The sequence below is a fragment of the Microbacterium sp. 1S1 genome (assembly GCF_008271365.1).
Classification (GTDB): Bacteria; Actinomycetota; Actinomycetes; order Actinomycetales; family Microbacteriaceae; genus Microbacterium.
In genome coordinates, this window is the sequence record NZ_CP043430.1 from 1,931,493 (window position 1) to 1,949,458 (window position 17,966).

Genomic DNA, 17,966 nt, shown 5'->3' on the forward strand with positions numbered 1-17,966 from the left:
GGTGAACGCCGCGGAGGCGGAGCCGACCCTCATCGGGTCCGTGCAACGCGCGCTCCGCCTCGTCGACATCGTGGCCAACTCGCCGCGGCCCCTCCCCGCGAAGATGCTCTCATCGATCACAGGGCTGACGCCGGGTACCACCTACAACCTCGTGCGTACGCTGGTCCACGAGGGATATCTCAGCGCGGAACCCGACGGCCTCGTGCTGGGGAGCCGGTTCCCGTCCTTCCAGCAGCAGATCGACTCGCGCGGTGTGTTCCTCGCACGGGTGCGCGCCGCTCTCCGCGCGGTGACGGAGGATGTCGGCGCCACGGCATACCTGTCCCGGTACGCCGACGGTGAGATGCACATGGTCGACATCGTGGACGCGGTGCGGAACCCCCGCATCGAGCTGTGGGTGGGTCTGCATGCGAGCGCACACGCGACCGCGCTCGGAAAGCAGATCCTCGCGGAGCTGCCGGAGGAGGACCGCCTGGACTATCTCTCCCGGCACCGCCTGGAGGAGCTCACGCCGCGCACGATCAGCGATCGACGGACTCTCCTCACGCAGTTGGAGCACACGCCGGGCTGGACGATCGACCGGGAGGAGTACACCATCGGGGCCACGTGCGTCGCGGTACCCGTGTTGGCCCCCGGCGTGACCGCGTCGCTCGCGATCTCCCTTCCCGCCGACCAGGCCGTCGTGAACCGGAGGCTCGTGTCGAACCTCCAGCGCACGGCGCGGCGCCTGTCCCTGCAGCTCGGTGCGGACGCTCTCGACGGCGAGGGGCTCGACGCGGAGTTCACCATCTGAATTCCTGGCCCTGGTGTGAGTATTCGCGCTTCCCTAAGATCGAAGACGTAGCGGCTGACAACGCCCTACTGGTTGCCCATGGCGTCCCCAGCGCCGGTGACCAACGGGATGAGGAGCGTCCCCAGCGCTCCACGTCCGCGGCCCCGAGAAGTCCCCACTTCTCCGGGGCCGCTATCGGTTGCGGACTCGGTTCCTGAGAGGGCGGCCGAGCCCCGGCCGATACCATGGCGGGATGACCGACCAGCGCCCTCGTTACGGGGAAATCGCCACGCCAGAGGAGCAGCGGAGAGCGGCGGGCCTCCCGCCCGTGGCAGAGATGGTCGAGACGGCCGCGCCGGCTCCGACGGCCGAGCCCGCAGCGGAGGCACCGGCGCGCTCCCACCCGGTGGACCGGTTCGCGACGATCGCACTGCTCGCCTACGGTCTGGTCAACGTGGTCGTCACCGGTCTGTCGTACCTCGACATCGTTCCGGTCATGAATCAGACCATGGCGATGCTGGGGATCGAGGGGGAGTTCACGAACTACGCCGCGGGGCGTATCTGGGGCACGGTGGCCGCTGTCGTGCTGGCCGTCGGCTGGAGCGTGACGGCCGCCCTGTCGATCCGGCGCCTCCGCCGTGGCCGACTCACGTGGTGGCTTCCCCTCGTGGGAGCGGTGGTCACCGTGGGGATCGCCGCCCTCTGCCTCGTGGTGCCGATGATGGGCGATCCGGCGTTCATCGCCTACCTGGACCAAGCCGCGGGCGGCCGCTGATCCCGCGGATACGCAGAAGGGGCCCGGCGTCGTGCCGGGCCCCTTCTGCGTGACGGGGAGGTCAGCTCTTCGACTGGCCGTACGAGCCGAGCTGACGGGTCGACTCGACGACGCGGGCCGCCATCGCCGACTCGGCGATCTTGCCCCAGGCACGCGGGTCGTACTGCTTCTTGTTGCCGACCTCGCCGTCGACCTTGAGCACGCCGTCGTAGTTCTTGAACATGTAGTCCGCGATCGCACGGGTGTAGGCGTACTGCGTGTCGGTGTCGATGTTCATCTTGATGACACCGTTGGCGACCGCGAGGGCGATCTCCTCGTCGGTCGAGCCCGAACCGCCGTGGAAGACGAGGTCGAGCGGCTTGGCGCCCGTGTTGTACTTCGCGGCGACCTCGGCCTGGATCTCGCCGAGCAGTTCCGGACGCAGCTTCACGCCGCCCGGCTTGTAGACGCCGTGGACGTTGCCGAAGGTGAGAGCGGCGATGTAGCGGCCCTGCTCACCGAGGCCCAGCGCCTGGACGGCCTGGTCCACGTCGGCGAACGTCGTGTACAGAGCCTCGTTCGAGCCCTCGTGCTGGACGCCGTCCTCCTCGCCGCCGACGACGCCGATCTCGACCTCGAGGATCGCGTTGATGGCCTTCATGCGGGGGAGCAGCTCCTTGGCGATCTCGATGTTCTCGGACAGCGGCACGGCCGACCCGTCCCACATGTGGGACTGGAAGATCGGGTTGCGGCCGGCCTTGACCTCTTCCTCGGAGGCGGCGATGAGCGGCTCGACGAAGCCGGCGAGGGCATCCTTCGGGCAGTGATCGGTGTGCAGGGCGACGGTGACGGGGTAGTTCTTCGCGACCTCGGTGGCGTAGCGGGCGAAGGCGAGGGCGCCGGTCGCGCGGGCCTTGACCGTGTGGCCGGCGAAGTAGTCCGCGCCGCCCGTCGTGACCTGGATGATGCCGTCGGACCCGGCCTCGGTCAGGCCCTGGAGGACGGCGTTGATCGTCTGCGAGCTGGAGACGTTGAACGCGGGGTACGCGAAGCCGCCTGCCTTCGCGCGGTCGAGCATGTCGGCGTACTGATCCGGGGTGGCGACGGGCATGAGAACTCCTGCGGTAGGTGAAGCCGGGACAGGTGCCACTCTATCGGGGCGGCTGTCGGCGGACGGCAGGGCGGCGGTCGCGGCGGGGCGCCGTCTCCTGCGAATGCGTTAAGAATCGCGAATCCTTCATCCTTCCGCCCCCGAAAACAGCGGGCCGATCCGCAACGGCTGGCTAGGCTTGCGTTCATGGTGAGTCTGACTGCCGACCTGAGCCCGCTCCGTCCCGACCGTAACCTCGCGATGGAGCTGGTGCGCGCGACCGAGGCGGCGGCGATCCGTGCCGTTCCCTTCATCGGTCGCGGGGCGAAGGAGGCCGCGGACGGTGCGGCGGTGGACGCGATGCGGGCCTTCCTCGGGACCGTCGACTTCCAGGGCCGCGTGGTGATCGGCGAGGGGGAGAAGGACAACGCCCCGATGCTGTTCAACGGGGAGGTCGTCGGCACCGGCCGCGGACCTCTCTGCGACATCGCGGTGGACCCCATCGACGGCACGTCTCTGACCGCCGCGGGTCGACAGAACGCGCTCTCCGTGATCGCGGTGTCCGACCGGGACACGATGCTCGACGCCTCCAGCGTCTTCTATATGGACAAGCTCGTGACCGGCCCGGCCGGCGTCGGCGTCGTGGACATCCGTCTCCCGATCGGTGAGAACATCCGCAAGCTCGCGGGTGCGCTGGACAAGCCTGTGGACGAGATCGTCGTGTCGGTCCTCAACCGACCGCGGCACGAGCAGCTCATCCAGGAGATCCGCGACGCCGGTGCCGGGACCCGGCTCATGAGCGACGGTGATGTGGCCGGGGGCATCAACGCCGCCCGCCACGACGCCCGCACCGACATGTGCGTCGGCATCGGCGGAAGTCCCGAAGGCATCGTCACCGCTTGCGCGATCAAGGCATTGGGTGGTCACATCCAGGGCCGACTGTGGCCGCGCGATGACGATGAGCGTCAGCGGGGCATCGACGCCGGGCTGGAGATGGACCGGGTCTACGAGGCGGACGACCTCGTGCAGGGCAACAACACGATCTTCGTCGCCACCGGTGTCACGGACGGCCAGCTCGTCGCCGGTGTGCGGCGTGAGCGCGGCTACGTCTACACCGAGAGCGTGGTCCTGCGCGGTGCCTCCGGAACGCTGCGGCGCATCGCCTCGGAGCACCTCGTCTCGAAATGGTTGTGAGCGCTCTCCCGCGACGATGACCGCGGCGCGGATCCCTGGCATCGTTACCGACCCGGTATCGCCTCCTGCACGAGTCGGCCCCGGTTCTCCGAGCCCCCGTGTCACAATTGTCACTGGGTTTGTCGCCGTCGACGGAGCCGCCAGGCACCGCAGGCACAGGAGGGCGAACGCATGACAACGCAGCACACGAGCGGCTCGAAGAGCGCCGCGCCGACGAAGATCATCACCACGAACACCGGACGGATCCTCCGAGTGAGCGCAGATGCGGAGGCGGCGGCCGTCACCCCACCGGCCCCTGTTGCGCAGCCGGCCGTCGATCCGGCTCGTCGCGCCGACGTGTTGTTCCGCGTCCGCCGCGCCGAGGGGCACGAGGTGAGCGCCTGGTGGATGATCGGCGCCTTCCTCGCCACGAGTGGCCTCGTCATCCTGCTGCTCAGCGGCGTCCCGGGCGTCGCCTGACACCGAGGGTCGGGAGCCGTCGATGGTGCGCGTCGTGAGCGGGCCCAGGCGCGCGGACAGTCACCGTCTGCGACGATCGGCCGTGTCGACGTGATCCAGACGCGCACGGACCTCGCCCACGTCGGCCTGTATGCCGTCCGCGGCGTGATCGGCTTCCGTCGGGGGCAGTAACTCCGGGGCCGTGAAGCGCCGTCCTTCCGCAGTGATCGCCGAGGCCGGAGCCAGTGCATCGGCATCCACTCCGGGGAACTGGCGGGCGGTGACGAGCACCCGCGACTCCAGCGAGCCCGCGAAGCGGTTGTAGCTGTCGACCGTGCGCTCGATCGCCCGCCGCAGGTCGTCCGCATGCCCCGCGAGCGTTCCGAGCCGCTCGTAGAGCTGAGTGCCGAGCGCCAGCAACGTCCGTGCCTCCGTCGACACCTCCTGCTGCGTCCACGTGTAGGCCACGGTCTTGAGGACGGCCCAGAGGTTGACGGGGGAGGCGAGGGCCACGCGACGGCTGAAGGCGTAGTCGAGCAGCGTCGGGTCCTCGTCGATGGCGGCCGCCAGCAGCGACTCGCTCGGCAGGAAGCAGATCACGAACTCGGGGCTCGCGTCGAGCCCCGACCAGTAGGCCTTCTTGGCGAGGGCGTCGACGTGAGCGCGGACCGCGCGGACGTGCTTCTGCATGTGGGCGCGGCGCTGCGACTCGTGGGCATCGCCGAGCGGGAGCGCGGACGCCTCCAGGTAGGCGTCGAGGGGCACCTTCGCGTCCACGGCGATCGACGTGCCACCCGGCAGCCGGACGACCATGTCGGGGCGCCCTTGGCCGCGGTCCGAGGAGATCGTCGCCTGCAGATCGAAGTCCACGTGCCTGGTCAGTCCTGCGGCCTCGACGACGCGGCGCAGCTGGGTCTCGCCCCAGACGCCTCGTGTGGATGTCGAGCGCAGGGCGCCCGCGAGCGACTCGGTGGTCGCGCGGAGCGCTTCGTCGGACTCCTGAGCGCGCCGGAGCTGCTCGGCGAGTGTGCCGAACTGCGCTTGCCGCTCGCTCTCGATCGCGGTGACCTTGGACTGCATCTGCTGCAGACTCTCGCGGACCGGGGCCAGGGCCTGCAGCACCGCGTTCTGCTGCTGGACGCGCTGCGCCTCCGCGCGCTGCTCGGAGCGCGCGTGCTCGACCGCGTCGCGATAGAGGTCGTACTGACGGTCGCGGTCGTCTCGGGCGGCGGCGAGTTCTGCCTGCATGCGCGCGATGTCGGCAGCGCTCCGCCCGCCCCGCAGGAACCAGCCCAGAGCGACCCCCGCGGAGAGAGCCGCGAGGAGGAGAACGATCGACAGGGCATCCATGGCTCCATGATGCCGAGGACGTCCGACATTGCTCGGCGGACGCGGCCGGGCTTAGGCGACGGCGCGCTCCAGCGCGGGCATCGCCGGCTCCGTCACCCGCAGGCCGAGGGCGTCGGCAAGGCCGAAAACGTCGGAGGCACGCGCGCGGGCGGCCGCGTCCACGATGATCTGGGCGCAGGCCAGCGCGTCCGCCAGCGCGTCGTGATGCGCGAACTCCGCGTAGCCGGCGGCGGCCGCGGCGAGCGGAAGACGGTACGAGTCGAGCTGATAGGTCTTCCGCGCCACCTGCAGGCTGCACAGCGAACGGTACGGCGGGCAGATCTGGCCCGAGACCTCGGTCGCGCGACGCAGCACGTTCAGGTCGAATCCCGCATTGTGGGCGACGAGCACATCGGCACCGGCGAAGGCGCAGAGGCGGTCGAACTGATCGACCCAGGTGGCCGCAGACAGCACCTGCTCTGGCCGGATGCCGTGGATGCGGACGTTCCACTCCTGGAACTCGTCGTGACCGGGCGGCGGCTGGATCAGCCAGTTCGCCGTGGCGACGACCTCCCCGTCCCGCACCCGCACGAGTCCGACGGAGCACGCGGAGGCCGGGCTGGAGTTCGCGGTCTCGAAGTCGATCGCAGTGAAGTCCAGTGGCACGTGTTCACTCTCTCCCGGGCCTCCGACGTCGCCGTGCAGGCTCGCCGTATGCTGGCGACATGGCGGACGAACTCGCGAGGTCCTTCGGTGCGGCGGCCGGAAGCTACGAGGCCGGGCGACCCGAGTACCCCTTCGAGGCGGTCGCGTGGATGCTCGAACCGATGGCGGATGGCGCGCGTCGCGTCGCTGACGTCGGCGCGGGCACGGGCAAGCTCACGCGGGCGCTCGTCGGCGCCGCGGATGCCGAGGTCGTGGCGATCGATCCCGACCCCGCGATGCTCGCCGCCCTGCGCGAGGCCGTTCCCGGAGTGCCCACATTCGTCGGGACAGCCGAAGCGCTGCCGCTGCCGGACGCCAGCGTGGACGCCGTCGTGCTCGGTCAGGCGTGGCACTGGGTCGAGCCCATCGCCGCCTCGGCGGAGATCGGTCGTGCGCTGCGGCAGGGCGGTGTGCTGGGGCTCATCTGGAACCTCCGCGATGAGCGGGTGGACTGGGTGCGACGGCTCACCGACATCATGCACGGCAGCAACGCCGAGATCATGCTGGCGGAGGGCGACCCCGTCGTGGCGGAGCCGTTCGGCCCCCTGGCACAGGAGCGCTGGGAGTGGTCGCGCCCGATGACGCGGGAGCTCCTGCACCGCATGGCCGCCTCCCGCAGTGCCGTGATCACGGCGGACGACGCTGAGAAGGCGCGGATCCGCCGCGACATGGACGCGCTGTTCGACGAGCTCGGCCTGCAGGGGGACGCCGTGATCGAGGTGCCGTACGTGACGAGGGCGTTCCGCGCGGCCCGCGGCTGAACAGACATCCGCGCCGCATCAGGCCCATTTCGCGCGCAACCGCCTGATCTCGCGGGCTCGCCTGTGCGCGCGAGGGGACGCGGGGGAGGGAAGGTCGCGTTCTACTCCGCAGGGGCCCCTGCCCACGTCCTGATCTCGGGTTCCATCGACGCTGCGGCCGCGCCGTGGAGTTCGAAGACGGGCGCAGCCTGGGTGCCACCGATGGTGCAGTACGAGATGGCGTCGCCGATCTGCGACGTTACCGGCACGATGACCAACCACGGCGGGTCGGCGTCGATGGCCTCCACGGTCGCCTGCTCCCGTCGGAACTCGGGCGAACCGCCGTGGTCTCCGGTCGTCTTCTCGATGCACAGATCGACGAGCACCGTGTCCGTGAGGCTTCCGCTTTCCGGTTGTTCCGGCGCGGGCGAGGAGACAGGGGCCGGAGACGGGCTCGAAGTCGCCGGTACGACGGGGGCCGCGCTCGGCGATCGCGTCGGAGTCGGGGAATCGCCCGACGGGTTCGTCGTGCATCCGGTCAGGATGAGGAGGACGGCCGCCGCCGCGAGAGCAGCTTTCTTGCGCATAGGCAGATCCTATTGGTGCGGCGTGCGGCACCATTCGCGGACACGCAGGAGAATGCCGCGGGTAGACTCGTACCCCGTGGCTCTCACTATCGGAATCGTCGGCCTGCCCAACGTCGGCAAGTCCACCCTCTTCAACGCTCTCACCAAGAACGACGTGCTCGCCGCGAACTACCCGTTCGCGACGATCGAGCCGAATGTCGGCGTGGTGAACCTGCCCGACCCGCGACTCGACAAGCTCGCGGAGATCTTCGGGAGCGAGCGCATCCTGCCCGCCGCCGTGTCGTTCGTCGACATCGCCGGCATCGTCCGCGGGGCGAGTGAGGGGGAGGGCCTGGGCAACCAGTTCCTCGCGAACATTCGTGAGGCCGACGCCATCGCCCAGGTCGTGCGCGGGTTCTCCGACGACGACGTCGTGCACGTGGACGGTGCCGTGAACCCGGCGTCCGACATGGAGACCATCAACGCGGAGCTCATGCTCGCCGACCTGCAGACCGTCGAGAAGGCGATCACGCGGTACGAGAAGGAGGTCCGAGGGAAGAAGATCGACCCGTCGGTCCTGGAAGCGGCGAAGGCCGCCAAGGACGCGCTGGAGCGCGGGATCCTGCTCTCCACCAGCGGCCTCGACCTCGACCCGATCCGCGAACTCGGGCTTCTGACGGTCAAGCCCGTCATCTTCGTCTTCAACGTCGACGAGTCAGTGCTCACCGACGACGCCCGCAAGGCCGAGCTCGCCGCCCTCGTCGCACCGGCGCAGGCGATCTTCCTCGACGCGAAGATCGAGTCCGAGCTCAAGGACCTCGACGCGGAGGACGCCGCCGAACTCCTCGCCTCGACGGGACAGGACGAGTCGGGTCTCGACCAGCTCGCCCGCATCGGGTTCGACACGCTCGGCCTGCAGACCTACCTCACCGCGGGTCCCAAGGAGGCGCGGGCCTGGACGATCGGCAAGGGCTGGAAGGCCCCGCAGGCTGCCGGTGTCATCCACACCGACTTCGAGAAGGGCTTCATCAAGGCCGAGATCGTGTCGTTCGACGACCTCGTCGAGACCGGGTCCGTGCAGGAAGCCCGTGCCAAGGGCAAGGCGCGCCTCGAGGGCAAGGACTACGTCATGCAGGACGGCGACGTCGTGGAGTTCCGCTTCAACAACTGATAGCGTTCCGGCTTACCGGAAGGCGGGCGATGTCTCGATCGACACGACGGACGGCGACGCTCGCGGCCGTCGCGATGGCGATGGTCCTCCTCGCCGGTTGCACGGCGGATACGCCCGGACCGCCTCCGCCTTCTCCCTCGGCGACCGTCGAGACCGAGACCCGGGTCGAGACGGAGGCCGCCGTCACACCCGAGCCGACGCCGACGGACCGCTGCGTGCGGATGTCCGAGGTGGTCAGTTACACCGACGACTGGCGGTGGGAGCGTCGGCAGCCGCTCGTCGACCTCGGCTCCAGGGAGTTCGCGCGCGGAGACGTGACCCTCGATGACGACGGCCATGCCGTGAGCTATACCGTCGCACCCGGCGACGTCGAGGCCGTGATCGCCGAACGGCTCTGCGCGTACCCGTCCCTCGCGTCACTGAATCACGTGCGAGACCTCTTCCCGGGGCAGGTGCTGTGGCTGACGCCGGATCCGGACACGCCCTGGGTGCCGTACTTCAGCCCGCTCGACGCCGAGGCGGGGTTCGCCCAGATCCCTTACCAGAACGCCATGACGGCTGCGGGTCTCGCGGTCGACGCGGGCGAGATCGAGACCGTCCGCAGGATCTGGAACGAGACCCTGTCGAGCATGTTCACGGACCCCGAGACCATCGACGCCATCCAGAAGGTGGTCGACGCAGGGGACCCCGACGCGCTGCGGCAGCTCTTCTCATGAGTCTGCCGGGGCGGCCGCCGAGTCGGGGTCTCGATGTCGCGTCGTACGCCTGACAGAGCGGCCGGTGCTGGCGACTGACGGGGACTAGTGCCGCACGCCGGCGTCCGGGCCGTTCCGGTCTTCGAACTCGCGAAGCGCGCTTCTCGCACGGCGGGTCTCGACGATCCCGACGATGATCCCCGCCGCGAACACGATGACGCTGAGAACTCGCCACAGTCCTGCGGGCGCATCGAGGAGGAACGCCACGATCCAGCCGATGGTCATCACCGACGAGAAGACGATCGTGTAGACACCCCAGTTCCGCCGCCGCTCCAGCGCCATGCGCTGCTGGATGAGTGACGGCTCCCGTCCGCCCGCGGGCTCGTTCATACGCGGAGCGAGCCCGCGGCACTCTCGACCGTGATCGGGGCCGCAGCGCCGGCGCGGGTGCGGAACCAGAGCGTGAGCTCGAACAGGGCGCGCTCCATGGTGGAGGAGTCTGCGCCCTCGGCGAGGTCGTCGAAGGAGTCGCGGAAGCCCGTGGGTGCTGCCGTGGTCGCCGTGCGGAACGAGCGGTAGCCCATCGACCAGTCCGAGAAGAGTCGGGTGATGATCGGCGTCTCCAGGAGGATGCGCATCGCGTCGTGGCGCGGGTCGTCGGCGATGGTGTCGACGAGTCGACGCACGGCCGCGACCGGTCCTTCGAGCACCTGGAGGAAGCGGCCCTGACGGAACAGGAGCAGCCCCGTGATGTCGTGGGCCGCGTTGGACCGCCGGCACTGCTCCAAGAGCTGCTCAAGGGCGGTCTCGCGGAACGGCTGCGCCGCCGTGCTCGTGTAGACGAGGCGGAGCAGCCCGTCGGCCGTGGTCGACGTCACCCCTGCACCAGCTCCGGAGTACCGAGGGCGGCATCGCCCTCCGAGGGGCCGGCGTGGGCGACGACCTCCGTGGTCGCTTCGCTCAACGTGGCGTGCAGACCGAGCGGCTGCGCGGACGCGGAGAACGCGGCGAAGCGGCCGTCGGGCTGACGGTCGACGTAGCCGAGGAAGTCTCCGCCGCGGCTTCCGACGTGGAAGCCGTCCTCGACGCACGCCCAGAGGACATCCGATGCGGGGTGGGGGGAATCAGGCACGCCACAACCCTACGGCGGCGGGCCGACATCGCCACGGGCCTTGCGCTGACCCGCCTCGATATGGCACACGCGCCGAACGCCGCCTCAGTCGCCGGCGCGCGGACGGCCCGGCTCCCGCCAGCGCGGCGGCACCGGGGCCGGAGTGAGCGGCTCCACACGCGCGGGCGTCGGCACGCGGACCGGGACTCCGGCGTGCAGGACGAGCTCGTCGCCGGCGTGCCGGATCGTCAGCGGCTCGCCGGCGCTCAGACGGTAGGTCGTCTCCGCGGGCGTGATGTCGACGTGCAGGATGCGGCCGTGCAGTCGAACCCCGAACGTGAGGCGGGTGAGGCCCTCCGGAAGCTGCGGTCGGAACGACAGGCCCTGGTCGCCCTCCCGCATGCCTCCGTACCCGGCTGTCACGGCGGTCCAGATGCCGGCCAGGGCGGCGATGTGCAGGCCCTCTTCGGTGTTGCCGTGCAAGTCGTCCAGGTCGAGGGCCGCGAGTTCCGCCAGGTACGCCGACGCCAGCTCGAGATGGCCGACCTCGGCGGCGATCACAGCCTGCGCCGCCGCAGACAGCGAGGAGTCGCGCACGGTGAGGGCGTCGTAGTAGGCGAACGCTCGGGCCTTCTCCTCCCACGTGAACTCCTCGTGGGCCGTGTAGAGCGCGAGGACGAGATCCGCCTGCTTCAGCACCTGCTTGCGGTAGAGGTCGAAGTAGGGGAAGTGGCTGTGCAGCGGATACTCGTCGGGTCCGGTGGAGTCGAAGTCCCACCGGGCGCGAGAGGTGAAGCCCGCTGACTGGGGGTGCACCTGCCGCTTCTCGTCGTAGAGCACGGTCATGGCCTCGGCGGCGGACTCCCATGCGGCGATCTCGTCGTCGTCGACTCCGAGGCCCGCGGCGATGTCCGGATGCCGTCGTGCGACGGCGACCGCCCCTCTGAGGTTCCGGCGCGCGGAGAGGTTGGTGTACACGTTGTCGTCGACGACCGCGGTGTACTCATCCGGACCGGTGACGCCGTCGAGGTGGAACCCGCCGTCGTCGTCCCATCGCCCGAGGGACAGCCAGAGTCGCGCGGTCTCGACGAGCATCTCGGCGCCCGCCTCCCGCTCGAAGCCGTGGTCGCCGGTGGCTCGGACGTAGTGCATCACGGCTCCGGCCACGGCGGCGTTGATATGGAAGGCCGCCGTGCTCGCCGGCCAGTATCCGGAGCTCTCCCGCCCGTCGATCGTGCGCCAGGCGAAGGACGCGCCGCGGAGGCCGAGAGTGCGCGCCCGCTCCCTGGCACGATCGAGCGTCGCGTGGCGCCAGCGCAGCGCCTGGAGCGCGGCATCGGGGGCGGTCGAGGTGAGCACGGGGAGCACGAACGCCTCGAAGTCCCAGAACGTGTGGCCCTCATAGCCGGAGCCGGTGAGACCCTTGCCCGGCACGGATCGAGCCTCGGCGCGCGCCGACGCCTGGAACATCTGGAACAGGGCGAAGCGCACGGCCTGCTGCAGACGCGCATCGCCGTCGATGCGGACGTCGCCGCACTCCCAGTAGCGATCGAGGACCGCGCGCTGCCCTTCGACCAGGGCGTCCCAGCCCAGGCGGGCGGCTTCCTCCACGGCTTCCTCCGCGCGGTCCCGCAGGGTCTGCGCGGAGAGAGAGCCCGACCACTCGTGACCGACGAGCTTGACGATCTCCAGCTCCTCCCCGGCGGCGAGGTCCACGCGGATGCGGGTGCGCGACAGGTCGCCGTCCGCCTCGACGGACACCTGGGGCACGTCGGCCCCCGTCGTGCGCACGAGGTGATCCGCGCTCACGGCGAGCTGCAGCCCGCTGCGACGGGTCCGGTGCTGCAGCGTAGTCCGCGAGCCGAGGACGGTCGCGTCCACCGCCTCCAGCGGTCGAGCGAGGAGATCCTGGACCCGCGGGTCGTCGTGCGAGGTGGGCAGTGGTTCGTTCGCGAGCACCTCGGACAGCACGGTGACCGCGAGCGGGCCGCCGACTGCCGTCACGCGGTAGCGCACGGCGGCCAGGGACCGGTGTTCGAGCGACACCAGGCGGGTCGAGGCGATGTGCGCGCGCCGCCCCTCCGCCGACTCCCAGTCCACCTCCCGGTGCAGCGTGCCCGCGCGAAGATCGAGACGGCGGGTGTGCGCGTGTACAGTCCCGTGTTCGACGTCGAACGGCTCATCGCCGACGAGCAGGCGGATGAGCTGCCCGTTCGGGACGTTGATCACCGCCTGGCCCGTCTCCGGATAGCCGTAGCCGTCTTCCGCGTACGGCATCGGATGATCCTCGAAGACCCCGTTGAGGTAGCTTCCTGCGACACCGCGCGGATCCCCTTCGTCGAGGTTGCCGCGCCAGCCGACGTGACCGTTGGAGAGCCCGAAGACCGACTCCTCCTGTGCGAGATGGGCGGGGTCGAGGCTGTCGATGCCGACGGCCCAGGGCTCGACGGTGAAGCGCGCCGTCATCGATTCGTCCTGGCCTCGCGGCGGACGTCGGGGGAGGGGGCGAGGAGGCCGAGGCGCATGTGGATCCCTTCTTCCGGTTGCGTCGACGGTATCCGTGCCGTTCCCTCGTCGCGAGGGAGTTGCGCCGTGCCGATGCGGTCGGGTAGGCGGTCAGCGACGCACGCCACGCGAGGGGAGCAGCACCACGCCCAGGACCGCCACGATCACCGCGGTGCGCCAGCCCGGGTGCACGCGCAACCACGTGGTGACGCTCCCGCGTCCGCGGTGCGGCAGCCCGCCGCGCTGCTCGGTGTCCCGGAGTGGGCCGACGAGGTTCCCGAACTGCGCCGGCGCGTCCTCGGCCGTGCGCATCATTCTCGGGCCGAAACGACCGAGGGTGGCATCGAGCAGGCCGGGAGCCACTCGTTGGACGCCAGTGAGCAGGAGCGCGCCACCGCCGACATGGATGGTGCGGGCGGGACGCCGCGCGGCGTAGACGATGGCCTGCGCGACCGACCGGGCCCGGTAGTGGGGGTGCGGTCCGCTCGGCCGATACGTCATCCGGCTGCGGGCATGGCGATAGATCGGCGTGTCGATGACGGCCGGGCGGATGACGGTGATCGTGACGGGCGCTCGCTCAGCGCGCAGCTCGCGACGGAGGGCGTCGACCGCCCCTTCCACCGCGTGCTTCGAGGCGGCATAGGCACCGTGCAGCGGCATCGCGACGATCGCCTCGGCCGAGCTCACGACGATGATGCTGCCGCCCGAGCGGCGAAGTGCCGGGAGTGCCGCCTGGATGCCGTTGAGCTGTCCGACGACGTTGATGTCGAGGATCCGACGGAACTCCTCGGGGGTGGTGTCGGCGAGCGGGGCGTAGAGGAGCACACCCGCGTTGCCGACCCAGGTGTCGATCCGACCGAACTCATGCTCGACCCGGTCGACGGCCTGCTGGACCGCCCGGCGGTCGGAGACGTCGCACACGACGCCCCGGACGTCGCCGCCCTCCGCCGCGATCTCCTCCACCGTCTCGGCCAGCGCCGCTTCCCCGCGGGCGAGGAGGACCACGGAGGCACCGGCTCGCGCGAAGGCGGCGGCGGCCTCCCGGCCGATGCCTCGGGAGCCGCCGGTGATCACCACCACCTGCGCGTCGAGGGGCGGGCGTCGCGCGGGGTGCGCGCCGCCCCCCCCGTCCGGATGAGCCGTGCCCGCATCTCACTCCTTGTGGAGCGCGTCCTGCGCGGCGCCTGCCACCTTCTCCACGACGTTCGGCAGCTCGGTGGTGCCGTAGAAACGCGCGTCGGGGTGGGTGGGCGGAGGCATCTCGGCCGTGGTGGTCGGGCCCTCGTGGTAGCTGAACTCGCCGTGTCCGTCCGGCGTGGGGCCGGATGCCCACGTGCCTTCAGCGGCAGCAGGACCGTCGCTGAAGTTGAGGTACTGGTACGACACGTCTCGGTGCTCCTTGGACAGCGGGAAGTTGCTGGGCACGGGCAGCTTCTCGGCGCCCTCGGCCTTGAGCTCCTCCGCGGCGGCGAGCCACTGGTTCTGATGCATGGTGTCGCGAGCGAGCAGGAAGCTCAGGAGGTCCCGCACGCCGTGGTCGTCGGTCATGTGGTAGAGCCGCGCGACCTGCACCCTGCCCTGCATCTCGGCATTGGCGTTGGCCATGAAGTCGGCCAGCAGGTTGCCGCTCGCCGTGATGTACGAGCCCTGCCACGGGTTGCCGTTGCTGTCGACCGGGCGGGCGCCCGCGCCAGCGACGATGCCCTGCTGCACGTCGGTTCCGCCCACGATGGCGGCGACCGTCGGGTCGTCCTGCACGGCGTCCTCCGTGATACCGAGCGGCGACTTCTCGAGGAGCTGCGCGATCATCACGGCCAGCATCTCGACGTGGCCCATCTCCTCGGCTCCGATTCCGAAGACGAGGTCGCGGTACTTGCCCGGGATGTGCATGTTCCACGCCTGGAACTGATATTGCAGCGCGACGGTGATCTCGCCGTACTGCCCGCCGAGCACCTCTTGCAGCTTGCGGGCGTAGACCGCGTCCGGGGCCTCGGGCGTGGCCGAGAATTGGAGCTCCTGTCGATGGAAGAACATATCGAGCCTTTCTCTTCTGGGGATGGGCTGGCCATGCAACGCCGGGGCGGCCGATCCACTCAGGGCCTTTCCAAACCCGGGTCCGCCTGGGACAATCCCTCCCGGCCGCACCGCGGCCACGCGGCCCGCTCACCGGTAGCGGCTTCTGCTCTGCGCCGTCAACCCCCGCCCGTTTCCGTCGCCGTCCGGGCAGGGTGGGCGACATGGCGGAGGAGACGGCGGCAGACCACGACGCGATCGGTGCCTTCCTCCGCGCCTCGCTGGACGAGGTGGTGGAGCGGCTGTCCGCGTGGGTCGAGATCCCGTCCGTGTCGGCCGACCCCGACCGCCGTATGGACGGCGTGCGGTCCGCGCACTGGATCGCCGGCGAGCTGCGCGACGCGGGCTTCACGACCGCGCTGCTGCCGGCGGGAGAAGCCGTGACCGTGTTCGCCGAGCGCTGGGTGACGGCCGACGCTCCCACGGTCCTCGTCTACACCCATCACGATGTGCGTCACGCGAAGCCGGAGGAATGGAGCGAGACGGCGCCGTTCACGCCGGTGCTCCGCGACGGGCGCCTGTACGGTCGCGGTGCGTCGGACGCGAAGGGGCAGGCTCTCGCGCACGTGTGGGCGCAGCGAGCGCTCGAGGCCGTGGACGGACCCGGCGCCGGCGTGAACCTCAAGCTGCTCATCGACGGTGAGGAGGAGATCGGTTCGCCCCACCTCAAAGGCGTGCTGGAGGGAGACCCCGCACGGTTCGCGTGCGACCTGGTCGTGTTCTCGGACACCCTGCAGTGGCAGGTCGACTCCCCGGCCCCGGTCACCTCGATGCGGGGCACCCTGACGGCGACGCTCACGGTCCAGGGCCCCGACCGCGACGTGCACAGCGGCGCCGCCTCGGGAGTGACCGTGAACCCGGCGCTCGTGCTGTCTCGTGTGCTCGCACGGCTGCACGACGAGGAGGGACGCATCGCGGTCCCCGGGTTCTACGACGAGGTCGCGCCGATCAGCGATGAGCGCGCAGCGGACCTGGAGGCCCTGCCCTTCGATCCGGAGGACTGGACACGACGTACGGAGACCAGGGTGATCGTGGGGGAGCCGGGCTACACGCCGAAAGAGCGTCTCTGGGAGCGCCCCGCCATCGAGGTGATCTCGCTGCTCGCGGGGGACCCGGAGGGCATCGAGCGCTCCGTCATCCCGAGGGAGGCCATGGCGTCGCTGAGCATCCGGACGGTGTCGGGTCAGCGCAACCACGACGTCGCCGATCTGCTCCGTGCCTTCATCGCCGAGGTCATGCCGACGGAGGCGGCGTACCGCCTCGAGGTGGACGAGGACATCGCGCAGGAGCCGTACGTCTCGCCTCCCGGCCCGATGCGGGATGCCCTCGAGCGCGCTCTCGCCCGCGGCTACGGTCGAGCCGTGCAGGGGCGGATGGGCAACGCCGGGGGAGGGCCGGCCGATCTGCTGTCCGAGGAGCTGGGAGTTCCGGTGATCTTTCTCGGCACGGGGCTGCCGGAGGACCACTGGCATGCGAGCGACGAGAGCATCGATCTGAGGATGCTCGTCCGCGGCGCCGCGACCCTCGCGCATCTGTGGCGCGAGCTCGCCGCCGCCTGAAGACTCCGCCGGGGGATGCGAGGAGGAGGCTCGTCCCCCGGCGGGCTACGCTGGACGCAGGCGTCACCGCCCGGTGCCCGGTCGCAGGAGCCCGGAGCGGACGGCGCCCGCGAACCTGACACCGACGGCTTGAGGAGAACGACGCCGATGACCGACACCCAGATCTTCGAGCCCGACGGCCGCGCGATCCCCTTCGTCGACGAGGGTGACGGCCCGGTCAAGCTGGTGCTCATCCAGGAGCGCGGCCTCGCCGCCGACGTGCTTGGAGTGGTGGGTCACTACCTGGCCGAGGAGGCCGGCTTCCACGTGGTGCGGATCGGCCATCGATCCGACGACGCCGACATCTCGATCGAGGACCGCGTCGCGGACGCGCTCGCCGTCATCGACCACATCGGCCTCGGCGACACGTGGATCGGCGGACACGGCTTCGGCGGCACGATCGCCCGGTCCTTCGCGCTGGCTCATCCGGAGCGCGTGAACGGTCTCGCGCTGCTCGGCGTCGAAGACGTGGAGACGCCCCTCGCCCCGGTGATCCCGGTGCTGCTGATCCAGGGCACGGCCGACGCGGTCACCCCGCCGGCGAACGCCGAGAGCCTGCGCGCCACGGCTCCGGAGCGCGCCAGCATCAAGGTCGTCGACGGCGGCGACCACCTGTTCCCGATGACGCACCCGATCGAGACGGCCGTCGTGCTCGAAGAGTACCTCGACTGGGACTGAGGGTGGCACTGCGGGTCAGAGGTCGCTGAAGTCGTTCGCAGGGACCATGATCTGCGTGACGGCGTCGCCGTCGAGCACGAACATCGTGTAGATGATCCCGGTGGAGCCCGGTCGGGTCAGGGACTGCGTGTCAGACCGTGCTCGGAGACGGCAGGACGCCGCGGCCGGGGGGGGCCGCGGCGTCCGAAGTCCGTCGTCTCAGGCGACCTGGGGGAGGACCGCGAAGGACACGGAGCCCTCGTCGTCCACGCCCGCGTCGAGGACCTTGTCATCCAGGGCGGAGGCCGCGGCCTCGTCGAGGAACAGGCGAGTGCCGGACAGCTCGACGACCTGGTCCGCGGGCTCCGGATCGGCGGTCACGGCGACGGCGAGCCGGGCCGCGCCCGAGTCGTCCTGCGCCTCGGCGGTGTGGATGCGCAGCCCCGCGGCCGGCGCGTCGTTCTGCCGACTCACGAGGGTCGAGACGATGGCGGTGGCGTTGTCGGTGAGGGTGAGCATGAGCTCTCCTTTCCGGTTGGGACATGACGCGGTCGCGACATGTCCGGGC

The 17,966-nt window shown here is 70.4% G+C and carries 19 protein-coding genes and 1 pseudogene; 9 read left to right on the forward strand and 11 right to left on the reverse strand.

Features of this window, described 5'->3' with window-relative positions; genetic code table 11:
* Position 1 precedes the first annotated feature (1 nt).
* Both FY549_RS09375 and FY549_RS09380 read left to right on the forward strand, forming a co-directional pair.
* Positions 2-793: an IclR family transcriptional regulator gene (locus FY549_RS09375; RefSeq protein WP_149084796.1), complete on the forward strand. Its 792-nt coding sequence runs from the start codon at positions 2-4 to the stop codon at positions 791-793.
* A gap of 232 nt (positions 794-1,025) precedes the next feature.
* Positions 1,026-1,547, forward strand: a complete 522-nt coding sequence (locus tag FY549_RS09380; RefSeq protein WP_149084797.1) for a DUF6264 family protein — start codon at positions 1,026-1,028, stop codon at positions 1,545-1,547.
* Positions 1,548-1,608: 61 nt separating this feature from the next.
* On the opposite strand, the gene fbaA is transcribed toward FY549_RS09380, so the two are convergent.
* A complete protein-coding gene (gene fbaA / locus FY549_RS09385) occupies positions 1,609-2,637 on the reverse strand; it encodes a class II fructose-bisphosphate aldolase (protein WP_149084798.1) in 1,029 nt (342 codons plus the stop codon).
* A 186-nt stretch (positions 2,638-2,823) separates the two neighbouring features.
* Here fbaA and glpX point away from each other — a divergent pair, with 186 nt between their 5' ends.
* Together glpX and FY549_RS09395 are read left to right on the forward strand one after the other, a co-directional pair.
* Positions 2,824-3,810, forward strand: a complete 987-nt coding sequence (gene glpX / locus FY549_RS09390; protein ID WP_149084799.1) for a class II fructose-bisphosphatase — start codon at positions 2,824-2,826, stop codon at positions 3,808-3,810.
* Positions 3,811-3,981: 171 nt separating this feature from the next.
* The gene (locus tag FY549_RS09395) at positions 3,982-4,269 is read left to right on the forward strand and encodes a hypothetical protein (protein ID WP_149084800.1); all 288 of its coding nucleotides are present in this window, start codon (positions 3,982-3,984) and stop codon (positions 4,267-4,269) included.
* Between the two features lie 60 nt (positions 4,270-4,329).
* On the opposite strand, the gene FY549_RS09400 is transcribed toward FY549_RS09395, so the two are convergent.
* Together FY549_RS09400 and FY549_RS09405 are read right to left on the reverse strand one after the other, a co-directional pair.
* Complete coding sequence (locus FY549_RS09400; RefSeq protein WP_149084801.1) at positions 4,330-5,598, reverse strand: DNA recombination protein RmuC; 1,269 nt, start codon at positions 5,596-5,598, stop codon at positions 4,330-4,332.
* Between the two features lie 51 nt (positions 5,599-5,649).
* Positions 5,650-6,243 carry an exonuclease domain-containing protein gene (locus FY549_RS09405; RefSeq protein WP_149084802.1) on the reverse strand — a complete coding sequence of 198 codons (594 nt, stop codon included), beginning with the start codon at positions 6,241-6,243 and terminating at the stop codon, positions 5,650-5,652.
* A 59-nt stretch (positions 6,244-6,302) separates the two neighbouring features.
* Here FY549_RS09405 and FY549_RS09410 point away from each other — a divergent pair, with 59 nt between their 5' ends.
* Positions 6,303-7,043, forward strand: coding sequence for a class I SAM-dependent methyltransferase (locus FY549_RS09410; RefSeq protein ID WP_149084803.1), 741 nt, complete (start codon positions 6,303-6,305; stop codon positions 7,041-7,043).
* Positions 7,044-7,144: 101 nt separating this feature from the next.
* Here the strand turns inward: FY549_RS09410 and FY549_RS09415 are convergent, their stop codons facing one another.
* Positions 7,145-7,609: a hypothetical protein gene (locus FY549_RS09415; RefSeq protein WP_149084804.1), complete on the reverse strand. Its 465-nt coding sequence runs from the start codon at positions 7,607-7,609 to the stop codon at positions 7,145-7,147.
* A gap of 76 nt (positions 7,610-7,685) precedes the next feature.
* On the opposite strand from FY549_RS09415, the gene ychF reads away from it, so the two are divergent.
* Positions 7,686-8,759: a redox-regulated ATPase YchF gene (gene ychF, locus FY549_RS09420; protein WP_149084805.1), complete on the forward strand. Its 1,074-nt coding sequence runs from the start codon at positions 7,686-7,688 to the stop codon at positions 8,757-8,759.
* Positions 8,760-8,788: 29 nt separating this feature from the next.
* Positions 8,789-9,475, forward strand: a complete 687-nt coding sequence (locus FY549_RS09425) for a LysM peptidoglycan-binding domain-containing protein (RefSeq protein ID WP_149084806.1) — start codon at positions 8,789-8,791, stop codon at positions 9,473-9,475.
* An 84-nt stretch (positions 9,476-9,559) separates the two neighbouring features.
* Here FY549_RS09425 and FY549_RS09430 read toward each other — a convergent pair whose 3' ends face one another.
* The 6 genes and pseudogenes from FY549_RS09430 to FY549_RS09455 all read right to left on the reverse strand — a co-directional run bounded on the left by FY549_RS09430 (position 9,560) and on the right by FY549_RS09455 (position 15,104).
* The gene (locus tag FY549_RS09430; protein ID WP_149084807.1) at positions 9,560-9,844 is read right to left on the reverse strand and encodes a hypothetical protein; all 285 of its coding nucleotides are present in this window, start codon (positions 9,842-9,844) and stop codon (positions 9,560-9,562) included.
* Positions 9,841-10,332, reverse strand: a complete 492-nt coding sequence (locus tag FY549_RS09435; RefSeq protein WP_200838711.1) for a BLUF domain-containing protein — start codon at positions 10,330-10,332, stop codon at positions 9,841-9,843. Before FY549_RS09435 ends, FY549_RS09430 begins: the two co-directional genes overlap by 4 nt.
* Entirely contained in the window at positions 10,329-10,586 is a 258-nt protein-coding gene (locus FY549_RS09440) for a hypothetical protein (protein ID WP_187614844.1), read from the reverse strand. Before FY549_RS09440 ends, FY549_RS09435 begins: the two co-directional genes overlap by 4 nt.
* Positions 10,587-10,670: 84 nt before the next feature.
* A complete protein-coding gene (locus FY549_RS09445; RefSeq protein WP_149084808.1) occupies positions 10,671-13,031 on the reverse strand; it encodes a glycoside hydrolase family 65 protein in 2,361 nt (786 codons plus the stop codon).
* A gap of 150 nt (positions 13,032-13,181) precedes the next feature.
* Positions 13,182-14,153: pseudogene (locus tag FY549_RS09450) on the reverse strand (SDR family oxidoreductase); the annotation flags it as partial.
* 69 nt (positions 14,154-14,222) lie between these two features.
* A complete protein-coding gene (locus FY549_RS09455) occupies positions 14,223-15,104 on the reverse strand; it encodes a manganese catalase family protein (RefSeq protein ID WP_085606628.1) in 882 nt (293 codons plus the stop codon).
* 203 nt (positions 15,105-15,307) lie between these two features.
* Between FY549_RS09455 and FY549_RS09460 the strand changes: the two genes are divergently transcribed.
* A complete protein-coding gene (locus tag FY549_RS09460) occupies positions 15,308-16,702 on the forward strand; it encodes a M20/M25/M40 family metallo-hydrolase (RefSeq protein ID WP_149084810.1) in 1,395 nt (464 codons plus the stop codon).
* Positions 16,703-16,849: 147 nt separating this feature from the next.
* Complete coding sequence (locus FY549_RS09465; protein ID WP_149084811.1) at positions 16,850-17,419, forward strand: alpha/beta fold hydrolase; 570 nt, start codon at positions 16,850-16,852, stop codon at positions 17,417-17,419.
* A 198-nt stretch (positions 17,420-17,617) separates the two neighbouring features.
* Here the strand turns inward: FY549_RS09465 and FY549_RS09470 are convergent, their stop codons facing one another.
* Positions 17,618-17,917, reverse strand: coding sequence for a Fe-S cluster assembly protein HesB (locus FY549_RS09470; protein ID WP_085606619.1), 300 nt, complete (start codon positions 17,915-17,917; stop codon positions 17,618-17,620).
* Between the last annotated feature and the right edge of the window lie 49 nt (positions 17,918-17,966).

Coding starts and splice junctions, on each gene's coding strand:
- FY549_RS09380 (WP_149084797.1), top strand. CDS start 1,026: ATGACCGACCAGCGCCCTCGTTACGGGGAAATCGCCACGCCAGAGGAG.
- fbaA (WP_149084798.1), bottom strand. CDS start 2,637: ATGCCCGTCGCCACCCCGGATCAGTACGCCGACATGCTCGACCGCGCG.
- glpX (WP_149084799.1), top strand. CDS start 2,824: ATGGTGAGTCTGACTGCCGACCTGAGCCCGCTCCGTCCCGACCGTAAC.
- FY549_RS09395 (WP_149084800.1), top strand. CDS start 3,982: ATGACAACGCAGCACACGAGCGGCTCGAAGAGCGCCGCGCCGACGAAG.
- FY549_RS09400 (WP_149084801.1), bottom strand. CDS start 5,598: ATGGATGCCCTGTCGATCGTTCTCCTCCTCGCGGCTCTCTCCGCGGGG.
- FY549_RS09410 (WP_149084803.1), top strand. CDS start 6,303: ATGGCGGACGAACTCGCGAGGTCCTTCGGTGCGGCGGCCGGAAGCTAC.
- FY549_RS09415 (WP_149084804.1), bottom strand. CDS start 7,609: ATGCGCAAGAAAGCTGCTCTCGCGGCGGCGGCCGTCCTCCTCATCCTG.
- FY549_RS09425 (WP_149084806.1), top strand. CDS start 8,789: ATGTCTCGATCGACACGACGGACGGCGACGCTCGCGGCCGTCGCGATG.
- FY549_RS09430 (WP_149084807.1), bottom strand. CDS start 9,844: ATGAACGAGCCCGCGGGCGGACGGGAGCCGTCACTCATCCAGCAGCGC.
- FY549_RS09445 (WP_149084808.1), bottom strand. CDS start 13,031: ATGACGGCGCGCTTCACCGTCGAGCCCTGGGCCGTCGGCATCGACAGC.
- FY549_RS09455 (WP_085606628.1), bottom strand. CDS start 15,104: ATGTTCTTCCATCGACAGGAGCTCCAATTCTCGGCCACGCCCGAGGCC.
- FY549_RS09460 (WP_149084810.1), top strand. CDS start 15,308: ATGGCGGAGGAGACGGCGGCAGACCACGACGCGATCGGTGCCTTCCTC.
- FY549_RS09465 (WP_149084811.1), top strand. CDS start 16,850: ATGACCGACACCCAGATCTTCGAGCCCGACGGCCGCGCGATCCCCTTC.
- FY549_RS09470 (WP_085606619.1), bottom strand. CDS start 17,917: ATGCTCACCCTCACCGACAACGCCACCGCCATCGTCTCGACCCTCGTG.